Source organism: Streptomyces sp. NPDC059994 (assembly GCF_042737755.1).
In the GTDB taxonomy this organism is placed as follows: domain Bacteria; phylum Actinomycetota; class Actinomycetes; order Streptomycetales; family Streptomycetaceae; genus Streptomyces.
Genome location: NZ_JBHWUR010000003.1, coordinates 99,509 through 118,287 on the forward strand (window position 1 = coordinate 99,509; position 18,779 = coordinate 118,287).

General features: G+C 72.3%; 14 protein-coding genes and 1 pseudogene. 6 read left to right on the top strand and 9 right to left on the bottom strand.

Annotated elements, in window-relative coordinates:
* Nucleotides 1-11: 11 nt before the first annotated feature.
* From ACFWA7_RS03135 to ACFWA7_RS03150, 4 genes are read right to left on the bottom strand one after another with little or no spacing between them, the layout of a single operon-like run.
* On the bottom strand, nucleotides 12-959 hold the full coding sequence (locus ACFWA7_RS03135) for an LD-carboxypeptidase (protein ID WP_385820519.1): 948 nt from the start codon (nucleotides 957-959) through the stop codon (nucleotides 12-14).
* On the bottom strand, nucleotides 956-2,977 hold the full coding sequence (locus tag ACFWA7_RS03140; protein WP_385820521.1) for a prolyl oligopeptidase family serine peptidase: 2,022 nt from the start codon (nucleotides 2,975-2,977) through the stop codon (nucleotides 956-958). The genes ACFWA7_RS03135 and ACFWA7_RS03140 overlap by 4 nt, the downstream gene beginning before the upstream one ends.
* Nucleotides 2,978-2,992: 15 nt before the next feature.
* Nucleotides 2,993-4,318 carry a M20/M25/M40 family metallo-hydrolase gene (locus tag ACFWA7_RS03145; protein ID WP_385533149.1) on the bottom strand — a complete coding sequence of 442 codons (1,326 nt, stop codon included), beginning with the start codon at nucleotides 4,316-4,318 and terminating at the stop codon, nucleotides 2,993-2,995.
* The gene (locus ACFWA7_RS03150) at nucleotides 4,311-5,144 is read right to left on the bottom strand and encodes a M55 family metallopeptidase (protein WP_385820523.1); all 834 of its coding nucleotides are present in this window, start codon (nucleotides 5,142-5,144) and stop codon (nucleotides 4,311-4,313) included. The genes ACFWA7_RS03145 and ACFWA7_RS03150 overlap by 8 nt, the downstream gene beginning before the upstream one ends.
* Nucleotides 5,145-5,322: 178 nt before the next feature.
* Between ACFWA7_RS03150 and ACFWA7_RS03155 the strand changes: the two genes are divergently transcribed.
* Nucleotides 5,323-6,174, top strand: coding sequence for a lytic polysaccharide monooxygenase (locus ACFWA7_RS03155; RefSeq protein ID WP_385820525.1), 852 nt, complete (start codon nucleotides 5,323-5,325; stop codon nucleotides 6,172-6,174).
* Nucleotides 6,175-6,241: 67 nt separating this feature from the next.
* On the opposite strand, the gene ACFWA7_RS03160 is transcribed toward ACFWA7_RS03155, so the two are convergent.
* From ACFWA7_RS03160 to ACFWA7_RS03175, 4 genes are all read right to left on the bottom strand, one after another.
* Nucleotides 6,242-6,967, bottom strand: coding sequence for a class I SAM-dependent methyltransferase (locus ACFWA7_RS03160; RefSeq protein ID WP_385533140.1), 726 nt, complete (start codon nucleotides 6,965-6,967; stop codon nucleotides 6,242-6,244).
* Nucleotides 6,968-7,072: 105 nt separating this feature from the next.
* A complete protein-coding gene (locus ACFWA7_RS03165) occupies nucleotides 7,073-9,514 on the bottom strand; it encodes a SpoIIE family protein phosphatase (RefSeq protein ID WP_385533138.1) in 2,442 nt (813 codons plus the stop codon).
* Nucleotides 9,515-9,648: 134 nt separating this feature from the next.
* Nucleotides 9,649-12,117 carry an MFS transporter gene (locus ACFWA7_RS03170; RefSeq protein WP_385533136.1) on the bottom strand — a complete coding sequence of 823 codons (2,469 nt, stop codon included), beginning with the start codon at nucleotides 12,115-12,117 and terminating at the stop codon, nucleotides 9,649-9,651.
* Nucleotides 12,118-12,428: 311 nt separating this feature from the next.
* Complete coding sequence (locus tag ACFWA7_RS03175; protein ID WP_385533133.1) at nucleotides 12,429-12,872, bottom strand: SRPBCC family protein; 444 nt, start codon at nucleotides 12,870-12,872, stop codon at nucleotides 12,429-12,431.
* A 165-nt stretch (nucleotides 12,873-13,037) separates the two neighbouring features.
* Here ACFWA7_RS03175 and ACFWA7_RS03180 point away from each other — a divergent pair, with 165 nt between their 5' ends.
* The 3 genes and pseudogenes from ACFWA7_RS03180 to ACFWA7_RS03190 form a co-directional block, all read left to right on the top strand.
* The gene (locus ACFWA7_RS03180) at nucleotides 13,038-14,078 is read left to right on the top strand and encodes an Rv2578c family radical SAM protein (protein WP_385820527.1); all 1,041 of its coding nucleotides are present in this window, start codon (nucleotides 13,038-13,040) and stop codon (nucleotides 14,076-14,078) included.
* A 47-nt stretch (nucleotides 14,079-14,125) separates the two neighbouring features.
* On the top strand, nucleotides 14,126-14,527 hold the full coding sequence (locus ACFWA7_RS03185) for a RidA family protein (RefSeq protein WP_385533127.1): 402 nt from the start codon (nucleotides 14,126-14,128) through the stop codon (nucleotides 14,525-14,527).
* A 23-nt stretch (nucleotides 14,528-14,550) separates the two neighbouring features.
* Nucleotides 14,551-14,949: pseudogene (locus ACFWA7_RS03190) on the top strand (GNAT family N-acetyltransferase); the annotation flags it as partial.
* 80 nt (nucleotides 14,950-15,029) lie between these two features.
* Here ACFWA7_RS03190 and ACFWA7_RS03195 read toward each other — a convergent pair.
* Nucleotides 15,030-15,605: an adenylosuccinate lyase gene (locus ACFWA7_RS03195; protein ID WP_385820529.1), complete on the bottom strand. Its 576-nt coding sequence runs from the start codon at nucleotides 15,603-15,605 to the stop codon at nucleotides 15,030-15,032.
* Nucleotides 15,606-15,974: 369 nt separating this feature from the next.
* On the opposite strand from ACFWA7_RS03195, the gene ACFWA7_RS03200 reads away from it, so the two are divergent.
* Both ACFWA7_RS03200 and ACFWA7_RS03205 read left to right on the top strand, forming a co-directional pair.
* Entirely contained in the window at nucleotides 15,975-17,756 is a 1,782-nt protein-coding gene (locus ACFWA7_RS03200; protein WP_385820531.1) for a 3-hydroxyacyl-CoA dehydrogenase family protein, read from the top strand.
* Between the two features lie 115 nt (nucleotides 17,757-17,871).
* Nucleotides 17,872-18,687, top strand: a complete 816-nt coding sequence (locus ACFWA7_RS03205) for a TetR family transcriptional regulator (RefSeq protein ID WP_385533119.1) — start codon at nucleotides 17,872-17,874, stop codon at nucleotides 18,685-18,687.
* Nucleotides 18,688-18,779: the final 92 nt, after the last annotated feature.

An 18,779-nucleotide genomic window follows, 5' to 3' on the forward strand; every position in this document is an offset into this window, starting at 1 on the left:
TCGCGTACGCGCTACACCAACGCGGGCACCTCCAGCGTGAGCGTGCCCGCGTCGGCGTCGAGCACCGCGGGCACCCCGAGCGGCATGGTCAGCGAGGGGGTGCAGTGGCCGAAGCCGAAGTGCTCGACCACCGGCACCCCGAGCGGGACGAGCCGGTCGTACAGCACGGCCCGCAGCTTCTCGTACGGCCCGCACTCCTCCCAGGAGCCGAGCGCCACCCCGGCGACCCCCTCCAGCCATCCCGAGCGCAGCAGCTGGGTGAGGATGCGGTCGATCTGGTAGTCCTGCTCGCCGACGTCCTCGATCAGCAGCAGTCCACCGCGCGCCGACGTCCTGGCGTGCGGGGTGGCGAGGCCGGCGCCGAGCAGGGCGAGGCAGCCGCCCACGGTGACCCCACGGGCCCGGCCGGGCACCATCGGGCGCGCGCCCGCCGGGCCGAGGGTGAGGGCCGCCTCGGGCTCGAAGAGCGTGGTGCGCAGCGAGCGCTGGGTCGGGTCGTCCTTGAGGAACGTCTCGGCCGACACCATCGGCCCGTACAGGGTGGAGAGCCCCATCCGTACCGCGAACGCCTCGTGCAGCGCGGTCACGTCGCTGTAGCCGACGAACACCTTGGGCCCGGCGGCGCGCATCGCGCTCCAGTCGAGCAGGTCCACCATGCGCTGGGCGCCGTAGCCACCGCGTGCGCAGAGCACCGCGTCGACGGACGGGTCGCACCACGCCTCCTGGAGGTCTCGCGCCCGGCCCTCGTCGCTGCCCGCGAGATAGCGGAACTCCGGGTGCCGGTCACGGACATGGGGCATCACGACCGGTTCGAGGTCCCAGCCGCGCAGGATGTCCAGACCCGTGTCGAGCCGCTCCCCCACCACCGGCCCACTGGTGGCGACCACCGCCACCCGGGCGCCGGGCCGCAGCCGGGAGGGCCGGGTGAGCGGGGTGGGGGCGTGGTGCGTCGAGGTCACTTCTTCAGCTCCAGGAGGGGGACGTCGGGCCGGTCGATGCCGAACGTCTGGGCGTACAGGGAGAGTTCGGCCTCCAGGGCGCGGACCATGGTGTCCGCCCGGCGGAAGCCGTGTCCCTCGCCCTCGAAGGCGATGTACGCGTGCGGTATGCCGCGGCCCGTCGTTCTGGCCAGGAACCGTTCGCACTGTACGGGCCGGCAGATCACGTCGTCGAGTCCCTGGAGCAGCAGGAACGGCACGCTGATCCGCTCCGCGTGGTTGATCGGCGAGCGCTCCGCGTACCGGCCGGGGAGGTCGGCGAGGGGCCCGATGAGGGACTCCATGTACTGCGACTCGAAGTCGTGCGTGCCGTCGTCCGACGACCAGTCGGTGAGGTCGAGGACCGGGTAGATCACGGTGCCGCAGGCGTAGACATCGGTGGTGGCGAGCGAGGCCGCCGAGGTCCAGCCGCCCGCGCTGCCGCCCCGGATCGCGAGCCGCCGGGGGTCGGCGGTGCCCTCGTCGGCGAGCGCCCGGGCCACGGCCGCGCAGTCCTCGACGTCGACGACGCCCCACTGCTCGCGCAGCCGGTCGCGGTACTCCCTCCCGTAGCCCGTCGAGCCGCCGTAGTTGACCTCGGCGACGCCGATGCCGCGCGAGGTGAAGTAGGCGATCTCCAGGTCGAGGACGAGCGGGACCTGGCTGGTCGGGCCGCCGTGCGCCCAGATCACGTACGGCGGGAGCTCGTCGGCGGGCGCCACCCGGTCGGGGTGGTGCGGCGGATAGACCAGGGCGTGGATGTCGCGGCCGCCCGGACCGGTGAAGGTACGGATCTGCGGCTCCGGGTAGTACGCGGGGTCCACCGGGTCGTCGTGGTCGCGCCCTACGACGCGGGTGCGGCCCGAGCGGGTGTCCAGCTCGACGACCTCGGCCGCCGTGCGCGGGCTCGCGGCGACGCCGACGACCCTGCTGCCGTGCACCGCGAGCGTGCAGTGCCAGGCGGTCCAGGGCCCGGCCGCGTCCACGACCTCGCCGCTCTCCGGGTCTAGGATGCCGAGCGCGGTCGCACCCCTGCCGTGGACCACGGCGATCAGACCGTTCTCCAGCGGGTGGAACCAGCGGCGGCCGAGCTGCCAGAGCGGCCCGCCGAACTCCTCCTCGCGCGGGCAGAGCGGCACCGCATCGCCTTCGCGGTCCGCCGGGTGGGAGGAGGGCGGGACCCCGGGGGCAGGGTCGGCGCGGTAGAGGTTCCACCAGCCGGTGCGGTCGGAGGAGAAGAGCAGCCGGCCGTCGGGCGCCCACTCGACCTGGGCGACGGACTCGCCGGGCCCGCCCGCGACCGGCCGCGCCCCTTCGAAGACCCCGTCGTCGCCGATGTCCGCGAGGATCAGCTCGGTGCCGTCCCACGGCATGTTCGGGTGGTCCCAGGCGAGGTAGGCCGCGCGGGAGCCGTCCGGGGAGAGCCGGGGGCCGGTGACGAAGCGGTGCCGCCCGTCGGACAGCTCACGCACCCGGCCGCGGTCCTCGGCCGCCGAGCCGTCCAGGGGCACGGCCGCGAGCACCCGGCGCACATCGGTGGGCGCGTCGCCGGTGAACTCCTCAAGGACGCACCAGACTTCGCCCCGCCCGGTCACGAGCACCGGGTCGGCCCAGCGCAGCCCCTCCCCCACCGCCGAGAGCGGGGTGAGCGGCCGCGGCTCTCCTGCGCCGTCCGGCTCGTACGCGTACAGGCACTGGTCGGGGAAGTGGACGAAGACCACGAGCGGGCCCCCGGAGCCGCGCGGGACGGCGGCCCAGGGCCGGCCGCCGTACTCGATGACCCGGGTCCGTACGTTCCACGGCGCGGGCAGCAGCGACTGCGCGGCGCCGTCCGCCCGGCGCCGGACCAGGGCGCGGCGGCCGCCCTCGGTGGGGCGCGGCTCGGTCCACCACACCTCCTCGCCGACGACTCCGACGAAGTCGGGCGCCCCGTCGCGGCTGGCGGCGAGCTCGGCGTCGATGGGTGACGGCCAGGTTCCGTAAGGCCCGATGGGCACCATGTCTTCCAACTCCCCCTACGCGGAGCGCAGATAGTGATCGAGGACGCGCACGCCGAAGTGGAGCGCGTCCACCGGGACCCGTTCGTCGACGCCGTGGAACAGCGCCTGGTAGTCGAAGCCGGGCGGCAGTCTCAGCGGCGAGAAGCCGTAGCCGGTGATGCCGAGCCGGGAGAACTGCTTGGCGTCGGTGCCGCCGGACATGCAGTACGGCACGACATGCCCCTCGGGGGCGAACTTCTCTACGGCGGCGCGCAGTTTGGCGTACGTCGGGGAGTCGACCGGGGCCTGGAGGGCGACCTCCTTGTGGTGGAACTCCCAGTCGACGTCCGGGCCGGTGAGCCGGTCGAGCGTGTCGCGGAACTCGTCCTCGCCGCCCGGCAGGACCCGCCCGTCCACATACGCGGTGGCATGCCCCGGAATCACATTGATCTTGTAACCGGCTTCCAGGATCGTCGGGTTGGAGCTGTTGCGCACGGTCGGCTCGACCAGGGCGGCGGCCGGGCCCAGCTTGCCGAGGAGCTCGTCCACGTCGAAGCCGGGAGCGGCCGGGTCGGCGTCGATCCCGTACAGCGCGGCGAGTTCGGCCAGGGCCGCCCGGACGGTCGGGGTGAGGCGGACCGGCCACTGGTGCTCCCCGATCCGGGCGATCGCCGCGGCCAGGCGGCTGACGGCGTTGGCCCGGTTCACCTTGGAGCCGTGGCCCGCCCGGCCGTGCGCGGTGAGCTTCAGCCAGCCGGTGCCGCGCTCGCCCGCCGCGATCGGGTAGAGCTCCATGCCGCGGTCCGCGTGGAAGGTGAACGCGCCGGATTCGCTGATGCCTTCGGTGCACCCCTCGAACAGGCCGGGGTGGTGGTCGGCGAGGAAGCCGGATCCGTCGATCGCGCTGGCCTCCTCGTCGGCGGTGTACGCGATGACGATGTCCCGGCGGGGGCGGACGCCCGCGCGCGCCCAGGCCCGTACGACCGCGAGGACCATCGCGTCCATGTTCTTCATGTCCACTGCGCCGCGCCCCCACACCACGCCGTCGCGGACCTCCCCGGAGAAGGGGTGCACGGTCCAGTCGGCGGGCTCGGCGGGCACCACGTCGAGGTGGCCGTGGACCAGGAGGGCGTCGGCGGAGGGGTCGGTGCCCTCGATGCGCGCCACCACGTTGGTGCGACCCGGCGTCCGCTCCAGGAGGGTGGGCTCCAGACCGGTGTCGGCCAGCCGCTCCGCCACGTACTCGGCGGCGGGGCGCTCGCGGCAGTCCCCGCCGCCGCGGTTGGTGGTGTCGATCCGGATGAGCTCCGAGGTGAAGGTCACCACTTCGTCCAGCGCCCGCCCGTCGATGTGCTCAGCCATACTGCTCCTCCACCGCGGCCGAGACGATCGTGGTGACCGCCTTGAAGGTGCGGATGCCGTCGTACATGGTGTCGCTGGTGTAGGCGACGCGGCGCTCCCCGGTCCGCTCGGCGCCGGGGACCACCGTGGCGGCCATCGCCAGGTGCTCCGCGTCGAATTCGAGCTCGACGGTGAACGGCCCGCCGCGCGCCGGGTCGTGACGCACCGCCAGGCCTGCGGCCAACTTGGCGGCTGCCCTGATGTCGGCGGCCGTGCGCGCGGGGGTGCGGCACACCGCCGCGTACCGCGAGACGTGGTCCTTGACCGCCACCTTGTGCGCCCCCGGTGCGTACCCCTCCGCGTCCGTGCAGGTCAGGTCGTCGCCGGTGACCAGGACCACCGGCACCCCGTACTCCGCGGCCACGTGCGCGTTGAGCAGACCCTCGCTCGCCCGGGCCCCGTTCAGCCAGACGCCCGTGATGGAGTTGGCGAGATAGGTGTGCGCCAGCACCCCTTCGGTGCCCGCGCCCGTGTGGTAGCCGACGAACGCGATCCCGTCCACGTCACCGTGCTGCACGCCCTCGACCATGGACAGCGACTTGTGCCGGCCGGTGAGCATCTCCACGCGCTCGTCCAGTCGCTCCAGCAGCAGATTGCGCATGGACCAGTGCGCCTCGTTGATGAGGACGTCGTCGGCGCCGCCGTCGAAGAAGCCCAGCGCCGCCGCGTTCACATCGGACGTGAACAGGGCGCGGCAGCGCTCCCACTGCGGGGTGCCCGGCAGCACATCGGCGGGCCAGGTGACACCGGTCGCGCCCTCCATGTCGGCGCTGATGAGGATCTTCATGCCACGAAACCGTACGCGTCGCGGAACGCCCTCACCAGCCCTGTGGAAAACCCCGGGCGCGTGTCCTCGGGCGCCTCCGCCGACGGTTCGTGGACCAGCCAATTGGTGCAGACCTCTTGCATGTTGGTCCAGACCAATGCCAGCCTCTGGTCCGAACCAGCTGAGAAGGAGCCCCCACATGTCCGTACGACGCACAGCAGCCTCGCTCGGTGTTCTCGGTGTGGCGTCCACGTCACTGCTCTCCGTCGCCGGCTCGCCCGCCGCCGCGCACGGCGCCGTGTTCAACCCGGTCAGCCGGGTCGCCGCCTGTTACGCGGAAGGCCCCGAGACCCCCAAGTCGGGGGTGTGCAAGGACCTGGTCGCCGACTCCGGCACCCAGCCGCTCTACGACTGGAACGAGGTCAACATCGCCAATGCCGACGGGCACCATCAACAGCTCATCCCCGACGGCAGGTTGTGCTCGGCCAACCGCGAGAAGTACCGCGCGCTGGACTGGGCCCGCACCGACTGGCCGGCCACCGGCGTCTCGGCCGGCTCCTTCGGGTTCAAGTTCCGGGTGACGGCCCCGCATTCGGGGACGATGACGCTCTACATCACCAATGAGGGCTTCGACCCGACGAAGCCGCTGAAGTGGTCCGACCTGGATGCCCAGCCGGTCGCCACGTACGCCACGGCGAGGACCTCCACCGACGGCTACTACAACTTCACCGGGAACCTGCCCGCGCGCACCGGCCGCCACATCATCTACAAGGTCTGGCAGCGCAACGACAGCCCCGAGGCGTTCTACAGTTGCTCGGACGTCGTGTACGGCAAGGCCGCACAGGCGGCCGCGCAGCCCCTCGCGCCCAGCAAGCAGAGCATCGAGGCGGGGGCGTCCAAGTCCACCGTCAGCCACCAGGGGCACGGCGGCGGCACGCCGTCGAAGGACTCGTTCGCCCTCGGCGCGGCGGCGCAGCCCGTCGCGGCGGTCTCCATGGCGGGCGTCCTGGCCGGCGGTGTGCTGCTGCTGCGCCGGCGCAAGGACTCCTGACCCCGCGCCGGCGCAGGGACACCTCACGCGCTCCGGCGCGGCGGGCCTCCTGACCCGCCCTCCGGGCTCACTCGGCGCGCCCCACCACCCACCACTTGGAGGGCAGCGCGATCCGGGTGCCGTCCGGCCGGTACTCGGTCGTGGTCAGCGGCAGTTCGCCGCGGGCCACGACCGTGAGACGGGCCGCGGCGAGCAGGGCGGGCACGGCCGCGTCGGCCACCTCGCCCGGGGTGAGGCCGTGGGCGAAGACGGGGCGGAGCTTCGGCGGCGCCCCTGCGGGGTCCTGGACGAGGCCCATCAGGACCGGCTTCGCCGCCTCCGCGAGCTCCACCAGGAACGCCCGGCCCTGCGTCCCCACCAGCGTGGCGACGGCGTCGGCCAGGGGCTGGCGGTCGGCCGGTTCGCACTGGTGGAGCACCCCGCGCACATACACATTGGCGTCGCCGAGGCGCGCGTGCAGCTTTTGGACGGCCTTCTCGTCGGTCGCGTCCAGCTGGTCGAACCGGACCCGCCCGTCCGGGTCCTGGCTTCTGGCCCGTTCCACCGCGGCGGGCGAGAGGTCGACGCCGACGACGCTGTCGTAACGGTCGGCGAGGAAGCGGGCCTGGGTGCCGTTGCCGCATCCCAAGTCGACTATGGGCAGGGCCAGATCGGCCAGATGGGGTTCGAAGAGCGCCAGGTGGGGGCCCGCCGTCAGGGCCGGTTCGGCGTCCCAGAACACCGCGCCCGTCTCGTCGGGCGCCTCGTTCCAGAACCCTTCCCAGGCGTCCTTGTACCGACTCGTCACGCTCATGACCGACTCCCCAGGCTGGCACGCACAGTGTCAAGATCGGTCTATCGCTCCGGGGGCACGCCGACAAGCTCCCGGCGCGATCGTTCACCCCGCGTTCGAGCCGGTTCAGCGCCTCGTGCGCCCCCTGCGCGGCAGCGACACCTCGAACCACACGGTCTTGCCCTCGCCCGTACGGCTGGTCCCCCACTCGCGGGCCAGCCGGCTCACCACCCGCAGTCCGCGCCCGGCCTCATCGAGCGGTCCGGCGTGCAGCAGCATCGGAAGCGTGTGGTCGTCGTCGACCACCTCACAGCGCAGTGACTCGGCCCGCACCATCCGCAGCCGCACCTGGTGGCTGTGCGCATGCCGTACGGCATTGGTGACGACCTCGCTGACCAGCAGCTCCACGGTCTCCGCCACCTCATCGAGGCCCCAGTCGCGCAGCTGGTCACCGACCAGGCGGCGGGCCCGGGCCACCTCGCGCGCGTCGATGGCGAGCGGCCAGTCGGCGACGTCCTCGCGCGCGATGCCGTTGAGCCGGGCCATCAGGAGGGCGACGTCGTCCTTGCGCCCGCCCCGCGTGTTGAGGGCGCGGATTATCGTGTCGCAGGCGTCGTCCATGGAGGCGGCCGGGTGCGCGGCCGACTCGCAGAGCGTCGCGAGCCCCACGCCGATGTCCTCGCCCCGCATCTCGACCAGGCCGTCGGTGCACATCACCAGCCGGTCGCCCGGCTCGACGCGTACGCGCGCGGTCTCGAACGGCACCCCGCCGACGCCGATGGGCGCCCCGGTCGGCAGGTCGAGCAGCTCGCTGCGGCCGTCGGCGGCGCGGACCAGTACCGGGGGCACATGGCCCGCGTTGGCCATGAGGAGCTCGCCCTCGATGGGGTCGTAGACCGCGTACAGACAGGTCGCCAGATAGTGCTCGCCGAGCCGCTGGGCCAGGTCGTCCAGGTTGCGCAGGAGCTGGGCGGGCGGCAGGTCGAGGGCCGCCATGGTCTGTACGGCGGTGCGCAACTGGCCCATCATCGCGGCAGAGTTGAGGCCGTGGCCCATGACGTCCCCGACCACGAGGGCGATCCGGGAGCCGGGCAGCTTGATCGAGTCGAACCAGTCGCCGCCGACCCGGCCGAGCAGGGTGCCGGGCAGATAGCGCGTCGCCGTGTCGCAGCCGGTCATCCGAGGGGTGACCTGCGGCAGCATCGAGTCCTGGAGGGTCTCCGCGACGCTCTCCTGGTACGTGTACATCCGGGCGTTGTCGAGCACGAGCCCTGCGCGTGCGGCGAGTTCGGCGCCGGTCACCCGGTCCATGTCGTTGAACTCGGCCCGCTCCGCGTGGCGCAGCAGGATCATGAAGCCGAGCACCACATTGCGCGCCTTGAGGGGAACCACCAGCATCGACCGGCCGTTGATCAGAGGCCGGATGTCGCGCTTTTCGAACTGCGAGGCGATGGCGGTGCCCATCTGCTCGCTGATGCGCGGGACGAGCACGGGCTCGCCGGAGGTCATGCACTGGAAGAAGGGGGTGTGCGCGGGGAACGGCATGGACTCGCCGACCGGTACGACGTCGTCCCACCGCCCGGGTGCGTCGACGTGCTCGACGGCGACCCGGTGCCACATCGTGGTCTCGTCCGGCGGCCCGTCCGGGAACCCCTCACCGGCGATGACCTGTTCACGCAGATAGGTGCCCGCGACATCGGTGAAGCGCGGCACCACGGCGGCGCTCACCTCGTGGATCGTCCGGGACAGATCGAGGGAGGAACCGATGCGGCCACTGACCTCGTTGAGGAACTCCAGCCGCTCGCGCACGGCGGCGTATTCGAGGTCCTGCTCGAACTCGGGAGCGGGCGCGAGGCCGGCGGCGGCCGGTGCCTGCCCGCCGCCCTGGGCGGCCCTGCGCTCGGCCCGGCGGGGCACACCCCAGTCGGGCGTCACGGGCACCCGGTCGTGCTGGCTGAACTCCAGGACGGGATAGCCGAGTTCGAGCACCTGCGAGACGATCCGGGAGCTCTCGCCGACGCTCATGCTGGGCAGGATCTCGGGCAGCCGACCGGCCAGCTCCTCGGCTCCCTGGAACTCGGTGTGCAGCGCGAAGCCCGGTGCTATCCGCTCCACGGCACCACGGCCCGGCCCCGGGTGCTCGGCATGCAGCTGCCGCGCGTCCGCCGCCAGCACCAGGAGCCGCTCGGTGCCCGGCCCGACCAGCGGATACGCCCACCAGAGCACATCGACGCGAGGCCGACCGGCATCCGAGAGGGTGGCTCGCCCAGCCGTCGGGTACGAGGTCAGGCCGTTGAGCGAGGCGTCCAGGCCCGGGCCGAACGTGTCGTAGGCGTCCAGCTCCCGCAGGACGTCGCCGGGCCGGTCCTCGCGCAGCGCGCCGGAGACCGGCAGCAGATCGAGGGCGGACCGGCCGACCGCCTCCTCGCGGGCGGGTCCGAAGAGCCGGCGCGCACCGGTCGACCAGTGCGAAACCAGCCCGTCGCCGTCCACGACGATCACGGCAAGCGGAATCCGTCCGGCCACGGCGGACTGCCGCGGCAGCGTCGGCGGAGTGCCACTGTCCATGGGTGGAGGCTCCTTCCCCGCCGCAAGGATCTGCGGCTGTGCCACCTACCGTACGGCCATGCGCAGGCCCCGCGCGGGGCAACGCCGGAATAGGGCGCGCGCCCACGTGTACTGGGCAATTGGTTGAAGAATAGTCAGTCCTCGTGGCCCAGCTGGAGGTCGCGCTCGGTGCGTCCGCCGCCCGCGACCTGGAGCACCGTGGCCACCGGTGGATACCCGGCCGCGATCACCGTGTACTCGCCGGACGAGAGGTCGACGAAGCGGAAGGTGCCGTCGGGGCCGGTGGTGAGGGTGTCCACCACGTTCCCGCCGGCGTCGAGCAGCGTCACACGCGCGTCCTCGACCGGCCGTCCGCCGCTGGCCCTGACCGTGCCGCGCAGCACCGCGCCGCCCGCGAGCTCGATGTCCTGCCGGGTCTCGCGCGCGGACTGGACGCTCACCGGGAGCGCGGCGGGCCTGAAGGCGGGCGCGCCGGCGGCCAGGGTGTACTCGCCGGCCACCAACTCGCCGATCACATAGGCACCTTCGCGCCCGCTGCGGGTGCTGGCGACTACCTCTCCGCGTACGTCGGTGAGCGTGACGGCGGCGTCCCTGACCGGGGTGCCGTCGGCCGTGATCACCACACCGGCGAGCCGTCCGGCGCCGCCGAGGACCACGTCGAGCTCGACCGGGCGCTCGCCGACGGTCACCGAGACGGCCTGCGGCTGGTGTCCTCCGGCCGCCGCGATCAGGACGTAACTGCCGGCTCCCGGCACGCTCAGCGCGTACCGCCCGTCCTCGCCGCTGCCGCCGCGCCCGACCTGCTGCCCGCGCACGTCGACGAGGGTGAGCGCGGCGCGCGGCACGGTGGACCCGTCGCTGTGCTGGACCGTTCCGCAGACCGGAACTCCGCTGGCGTACGGGGCGTTGGACGTACGGGCGTGGGGCACGGGTGCCGGTTCGGCGGCGGGGGCGGTGGGGGCGTTCTGGGACACCAGCGGTTTCTCCTTGAGGAAGAAGGCGAGCAGGAGGCCGAGCACGAGCACCGGCACCAGATAGAGGAAGATCCGCGGCATCGCCTCGGCGTACGCGCGGATGTAGCCGTCGCGCAGGGCGGGCGGCATGGTGTGGACCAGCTGCGGGGTGATCGACTCGGGGTCGGGGAGGCGGGCGCCCGCGGGGAACTGCTCGGTGAGGGAGTGGGCGAGGCGGTTGGTGAACAGGGTGCCGAAGACGGCGGCCCCCACGCTGCCGCCGATCTGCCGGAAGTAGTTGTTGGCGCTGGTGGCGGTGCCCAGGTCGGCGGGGTCGGCGGCGTTCTGCACGGCGAGGATGAGTACCGGCATCACCAGGCCGATCCCGATGCCCAGGACGGCCATCCAGACGCTGTAGTCGAGCCGGGGGGTGTCGGTCTTCAGCCGGGAGAGCAGCCACATGCCGACGGCCGAGGCGGCGCTGCCGAGCACCGGGTAGATCTTGTAGTGGCCGGTGCGGCTGATGAGCTGCCCGGAGATGATCGAGGCGGCGACGATGCCGCCCATCATGGGCAGGACGAGGAGCCCGGACTCGGTGGCGCTGGCGCCGTCCACCATCTGGAGGAAGGTCGGCAGATAGCTGGCCGCGCCGAAGAGCGCGACGCCGATGACCGCGCCGACCAGACCGGAGATGTTGAAGACGGAGTCGCGGAACAGCCGCAGCGGGATGACCGGTTCGCGCGCGTAGTTCTCGGCCACGACGAAGAGCAGGGCCGTGCCGAGGGCTCCGGCGGCCAGCCCCAGGATGGTGCGCGAGCCCCAGGCGTACTCCGTACCGCCCCAACTGGTCAGCAGCACCAGGCAGGTCGAGGCGGCGACGAGGAGGAGCGAGCCGAGGACGTCCAGGCGGGGGCGGGCCGCGGGCCGGGGCAGTTTGAGGACGACGGCGATGACGATGAGGGTGACCAGGCCGAAGGGGACGTTGATGTAGAAGCACCAGCGCCACGAGGCGTGGTCGGTGAAGAAGCCGCCGAGCAGGGGTCCGGCCACGGAGGCCAGGCCGTAGACGGCACCGATCAGGCCCATGAAGCGGCCGCGTTCGCGGGGCGGCACGATGTCCGCGATGATCGCCTGCACGCCGATCATGAGCCCGCCGCCGCCCACTCCCTGGACGGCGCGGAAGGCGATGAGCTCGTCCATGGACCGTGACCAGCCGGCCAGCGCCGAACCGATCACGAAGACGACGATGGCGAACTGGAAGACGGGCTTGCGGCCGAACAGGTCACCGAGCTTGCCGTAGATGGGCAGCCCGATGGTGGAGGCCAGCAGATAGGCGGTGACCGCCCAGGAGACCTTGTCGAGGCCGTGCAGATCGCCGACGATCTTCGGCAGCGCGGTCGCCACGATCATCTGGTCGAGCGCCGCGAGCAGCATGGTGAGCATCAGGCCGAGGAAGACCAGCCGCACCCGGCGCGGGGTGAGCCCCGCGGGGGCCCCGTACGGGCCGTCCACGGGCGCCGGGACCGGCGGTTCGTCCACCGGCACCGCGTCGGAGAACTCCGGGGCCGGCTCCGTCGCGGCCCGCCTCCAACGCCGCTCCCCCGAAGGCCCGTTCTGCGCCGGGTCCTTCACCAGAGTGATCCCGCCCACGTCTGCTCCCCTCGCCGCGCCGCCTGATTCGCCTGCGCGGCGTACATACTGCGCGTCGGGAGCTAATAGGGAGCAAGCGGAAGAGGAGGGGCGGGGGCGCACAACTCGCCCTGGAGGGGCGCGTGTCCACCGCCCCATCAGCGTGTTTCACACCGCCCGGGACGCGCGGGCGCACCACCGGGGCGCCGTGAAAACCACTCGAACCGGTGACCGCGGCCGGGAACGGGCAGGGGCTGTCCGCCGGCCCCGGCCTCCTTCCCGGCCGATCCCTCGATCTAGTTCCCGACCTACTTCTCGACCTACTTCCCGACCTACTTCTCGACCTCGGCGGCGAGCTTGTCGAGCACCGTGTCGTAGATGCGGTTGAGGCCCTTGGGGGCGAAGGTCTTCTCGAAGAAGCCGCCGATGCCGCCGGCGCCGTTCCACACCGTGGTGACGACGACCTTGGAGCGGCCCTCCCCGGCCGGGGTGACGGTCCAGGTGGTGACCATCGACGAGTTGCGGTCCTTCTCGACGAGCCGGCCCTCGGTCGGCTCGGAGACCTCCATCAGGCAGTCGCGCACGCGCTTGCTGGTGGCCTGGAGCTTCCAGTGGACGAGGGTGCCCTCGCCGTCGCCGCCCTCGCGCACCTGGTACTCGCTGAAGTGCTCGGACAGGAGCTTGGGGCGGCTGTCCTTGTAGTCGGCCACGGTGTCGAACACCGTCTCCGGGCTCGCCGCGATGATCCGCTCCGTGGTGGCCTCGACCTGCGCCATGGCTCTTCCTCCAGCACTCGTGACATCCGGGGGGTGCGCCCGGATTCGGGGTGGGCAAAGCCAATCACCTCCGGTGCGGGCCCCCAAATCGGGGGTTGCTGCGATCATGGGAACAGATGTTCTATTCTGAGGTCAGTGCTACGGAAGAGGCCCGAGGAGGCGTGTATGCGCTGGGACAATCTGGCCGAGAACGATCCACCCAGGCCGGGCGCGGCCGGTACGGCCGCGCTGTTCGACGCGGACGCGGTGGTCACCCGCACCTTCGACACCCCCGAGTTCCGCGGGGTCACCTTCCACGAGGTCCGCGCGCGTTCGATCGTCAACCGGGTGCCCGGGGTGTCCCGGATGCCGTTCGAGTGGACCGTCAACCCGTACCGGGGCTGCACGCACGCGTGCGTGTACTGCTTCGCCCGCAAGACGCACAGCTATCTCGACCTCGACACCGGGCTCGGCTTCGACTCGCAGATCGTCGTCAAGGTCAACGCGCCCGAGCTGCTGCGCCGCCACCTCTCCTCCAAGCGGTGGCAGGGCGCGCACATCGCCATGGGCACCAACGTCGACTGCTACCAGCGCGCCGAGGGCCGCTACCGGCTGATGCCGGGGATCATCGAGGCGCTGCGCGACCACGCCAACCCGTTCTCCATCCTCACCAAGGGCACGCTGATCCTGCGCGATCTGGAGCTGCTCCGGCAGGCCTCCGAAGTCACCCGCGTCGGGATCTCCGTCTCCGTGGGGTTCGTGGACGACGCGCTGTGGCGCACGGTCGAGCCGGGCACGCCCGCGCCCGAGCGGCGCCTCGACGCCGTACGGACGCTGACCGAGCACGGCATCGGCTGCGGGGTCCTGATGGCGCCGGTCATCCCCTTCCTCGGGGACCACCCCGACCAGCTGCGCGCCACCGTCCGCGCGATCGCCGCCTCTGGCGCGACCTCGGTGACGCCCCTGGTGCTGCATCTGCGGCCGGGGGCGCGCGAGTGGTTCATGGGGTGGCTCGCCGAGCACCATCCGTCTCTGGTGCGGCGGTACGAGCGGCTGTACGCGGAGGGTGCGTACGCGCCGAAGTGGTACCAGCGCCGGATCACCCGCCAAGTACACGACCTGGCCACCGAGTTCGGCATCGGACCGGCGCACCGGGGCGCGGCCCGGCGCATTCCGCAGCGCGTGGAGCCGGAACCGGCCGGTCCGACCCAGCTCACCCTGCTCTGACCGGAACCCGGCACCCGATTGTCAGTGGCATGGTTCAGGATGGGCGCATGACTTCGCTCACGCACATCGCCACCCCTGACGGCGTCGCACCCGGCGTCAACTACAGCCATGTGGTCTGGGGCACCGGCCGGTTCATCGCGATATCCGGCCAGTGCGCCTTCGACGAGAAGGGGAACGTGGTCGGGGAGGGCGACCCGGTGGCGCAGGCGCGGCAGATCTTCGAGAATCTGCGCCGCTGCCTGGAGGCCGCCGGGGCGACCTTCGACGATGTGGTGAAGCTGACCGTCTTCGTCACCGACATCGCCCATCTGCCCGCGATCCGCGAGGCGCGGGACGAACACCTCGACAGCGGCCGCCTCCCCGCCAGCTCGGCGGTGCAGGTCGTGTCGCTGTTCCGTCCCGAACTCCTGATGGAGATCGAGGCGTTCGCGGTGATCGCCGACCGGTGAGCGCCCCTGTGCGCGTACGGGACATGGCCGAGGCCGACTGCGAGGCGGTCGCGGCCGTCCGTATCGAGGGCTGGCGCACCGCCTACCGGGGCCTGATGCCGCAGACACATCTGGACGCCCTGAGCGTGGAGCGGGACGCCGAGCGCCGCCGGGAGCAGCTGGCCCATGGCGACGGCTCGGTCGTCAACGTGGTCGCGGAGCGGGCGGGCGAGGTGATCGGCTGGGGGTGCTTCGGGCCGTACCGGGAGGACGGCGGCGGGCGGACCGCCGACGGTGAGGTGTATGCCCTGTATGTGCGCCCGGACCACTGGTCCACGGGCGCCGGGCGGCTGTTGACGGCCGAGCTGACCGCCCGCGCGGCCGACGCCGGGTGTCCGCGCCTGCTGCTGTGGGTCCTCAAGGCCAACGGCCGGGCCCGGCGGTTCTACGAGCGCGCAGGCTTCGCCCCGGACGGCGCCGAGGAGGACTTCGTCGTGGACGGGGTCGCGGTGCCCGAGGTGCGTTACGTGATGCGTCTGAGCGCCACGGCGGCCGCCGAGGCGAGGCGCGGGCGGGCCAGTGCCGTCTCCAGGACCTCGGCCGCCCTTTTGTCGCCCAGCGCCCCCAGCCCCTCCACACAGGCCAGCGCCACCCGCCAGTAAGGGGTGTCGGGCGAGAGCAGTGGCCGCAGGGTGGTGATCAGCGCCGGTACGGACTCAGGGGCGCGCAGCGCGGTGAGCAGCCGCACCGGGTGCAGGGCGTACGCGGTGCGCAGCTGGTTGGTGGCGAGCGCGGCCGCCGCCCGTGCCGTGCGCGGGTCGCCGAGCCGGGCCAGGGCGTGCGCGGCGGAGACACAGCGCTCCGGGTCCCGGTGGTTGAGCAGCAGCACCAGCGACTCGAAGGCGCGCCGGTCCCCCGCGCAGCCGAGCCGGAAGGCCGCGATCTCCCGTGCCCACAGAGGCCGTTCGCGCTCGGTGAGCACGGCCGCCAGCTCGTCCTGGTCCCGGGTCGAGAGCAGCCGCTCGTACGCGGACACCGCGTCCGACGCCCTGGCCTCGCCCCGCAGCCGGTCCGCCAGGGACCGCAGCTCCTCGTCCATGCGGGAAGCGTAGTGGCCCGTCGCGGGAGGGGGAGGGGTCCCGCCGGGAGCGGGGGCGAGCCAGATCACATGGACTCCTTACCCCCGCCCTATGGCGCGCTCGTTACTCACCAGTTAATCTCAAGTGAGCGGGTACCCCCCGCGAACTCCGGTGGCCTGGTGACGCAGCCACCGCGAGTGTTTCGTCGGTTCGGCAGTTTCACGGTGTGGCCCCGGGACCGGGTCCGCCGGCCCTCAGCACCACCACGACACATCTCCCGCACGCCGTGCGCCGCTCTGCGCACCCGCGTCTTCGTTGACGCCTCGCGACAGCCGGATGCCGGTCGCGTGCGCCCTCTTCTCAGCCGTCACTCACCCTGGAGTCCCGTGATGGACACCCCCCTGAACACCGTCGCCGTGGTCGGTCTCGGCACCATGGGCACCGGCATCGCCGACGTGCTCACCCGCGCGGGCCGCGAGGTCATCGGCATCGACATCAGCGAGCAGGCCGCCCGCCGGGCCGTGGCCTCCCTGGAGGCGTCCACCGCCCGGGCCGTGGCCCGCGAGCGCATCACCGAGGAGGAGCGGCGCGACATCCTCGCCCGGTTCCGCACCTTCACCGACCTCCAGGCGGCGGCCGACGCCGACCTGGTCATCGAGGTCGTGCCGGAGTCGTACGAGCTCAAGCAGCAGGTGTTCGCCGCGCTCGACGCCATCGTCGCGCCCACCACGATCCTGGCGACCGGCACCAACGCCCTCTCCGTGACCCGGCTCGCCGCCGAGTCGTCCCACCCCGAGCGCGTCCTGGGTCTGCACTTCTTCAACCCGGCCCCGGCGATGAAGCTGGTCGAGGTGGTCTCCTCGGTGCTGACCGCGCCGCCCGCCGTGGAGGCGGTCACCCGGCTCGCCCTCGACCTCGGCAAGGAGCCGGTCGCGGTCGGCGACCGCCCGGGCTTCCTCGCGGACGGGCTGCTCTTCGGCTACCTCAACCAGGCCGCCGCGATGTACGAGTCGAAGTACGCCTCCCGCGAGGACATCGACGCCGCGATGAAGCTGGGCTGCGGACTGCCGATGGGCCCCCTGGAACTGCTCGACCTCATCGGCATCGACACCGCCCGTACGGTCCTTGAGGCGATGTACACCGACTCGCAGGACCGGCTGCACGCCCCCGCGCCCATCCTCGGCCAGCTCGCGGAGGCGGGCCTGACCGGCCGCAAGGCGGGCCGCGGTTTCTACACGTACGAGGGCCCGGGCAGCTCGGCCGTGGTGCCGGACGCGCAGACGCGCGCCACCGCGGCGGGCACGAGCGTCGGCCGCGAGATCCGCTCGGTCGGCGTGGCCGGGTCCGGGACCATGGCCTCCGGCATCGCGGAGGTCTTCGCCAAGGCCGGGTACGCCGTGGTGCTCGCCGCGCGCGGCCTGGAGAAGGCCGAGACCGCCAAGTCCCGTATCGCCAAGTCGCTTTCGCGCTCTGTCGACAAGGGCCGGATGACGGCCGAGGCCCGCGACGAGACGCTCGCCCGCATCACCCCGGCTGGGGCCCTTGAGGCATTCGCCGAGGTGGACCTGGCCGTCGAGGCGGTGGCCGAGGACCTGGGGGTCAAGCAGCAGCTGTTCGCCTCCCTGGACAAGATCTGCAAGCCGGGTGCGGTGCTCGCCACCACCACGTCCTCGCTGCCGGTCGTCGCCTGCGCCCGCGCCACCTCGCGCCCGCAGGACGTCATCGGGATGCACTTCTTCAACCCGGCGCCCGCGATGAAGCTGGTCGAGGTGGTCCGCACGGTCCTGACCTCGGACGAGGTGCACGCCACCGTCCGCGAGGTCACCGCGAAGATCCGCAAGCACCCGGTGGACTGCGGGGACCGGGCCGGGTTCATCGTGAACGCGCTGCTCTTCCCGTACCTCAACAACGCGATCAAGATGGTCCAGGAGCACTACGCCACGCTCGACGACATCGACGCCGCGATGCGGCTCGGCGGCGGCTACCCGATGGGTCCGTTCGAACTCCTCGACGTGGTCGGCCTCGACGTCTCCCTGGCCATCGAGAAGGTGCTGCACGCCGAGTTCCGCGACCCGGGCCTCGCGCCCGCCCCGCTCCTGGAGCACCTGGTCGCGGCCGGGTGCCTGGGCCGCAAGACGGGCCGTGGATTCCGCGAGTATGCCCGGCGCTGAGCCGTGGGGCTCCCCCGTCCACCGGCCGGGGGAGGGCTGGGGCGGCCTGCTCGATCCGTCGGGCGGTCCGCCCCCGCGAGCGCGACTTCCTGCGCATATGCAGTACGTTCGGTCCATGCCCCAGCCCGCTGCCTCATCGAAACGGCCGACCCGAACGTCCGCCACGTCCGACGCCCCGGAAAGTGCCGCCGGCAGCCGCGCGGCCGCCCAGCGGCTCAAAATGCGCCGCGAGCTGGCGGCCGCGGCGATGGAGCTCTTCTCGGCCAAGGGGTACGAGGCCACCACGGTCGACGAGATCGCGGCCCGCGCCGGGGTCGCCCGCCGCACCTTCTTCCGCCACTTCCGCTCCAAGGAAGAGGCGATCTTCCCCGACCACGACGACACCCTCGTACGGGCCGAGGCGGTGCTCAACGCCGCGCCCCCGCACGAGCATCCGCTGGACACGGTGTGCCGGGGGATCAAGGAGGTCATGAAGATGTACGCCTCCTCCCCCTCGGTCTCCGTGGCGCGCTACAAGCTGACCCGTGAGGTGCCCACCCTGCGGGAGGCGGAGATCGCCTCGGTGGCCCGCTACGAGCGGCTCTTCACGCGCTATCTGCTCGGCCACTTCGACGAGAAGGACCACCACGCCGGCAACGACGACCCGCTGCTCGCCGAGGTGGCCGCCTCCGCGGTCGTCACCGCGCACAACCACGTGCTGCGGCGCTGGCTGCGGGCCGGCGGCCGGGGCGATGTGGAGGCCCAGCTCGACCACGCCTTCGCGATCGTCCGGGACACCTTCGGCTCCGGGATCGGGGCGGGGCGCACCGCCGAGCCGAAGCCCGCCGCGTCGGTCTCCACCAGCGACGAGGTACTGGTCGCGGTGGCTCGTACGGACGCGCCGCTGGACGAGATCATGCAGTCGATCAAGAAGGCGCTCCGGCAGCGCTGAAACAGTACGTAACCCGTACACAACGGACGAAAGCCGCCCCACCAGGGCGGCTTTCGTCGTTTCCGGAGCGCCTCCGGAAACGGAATCGATCG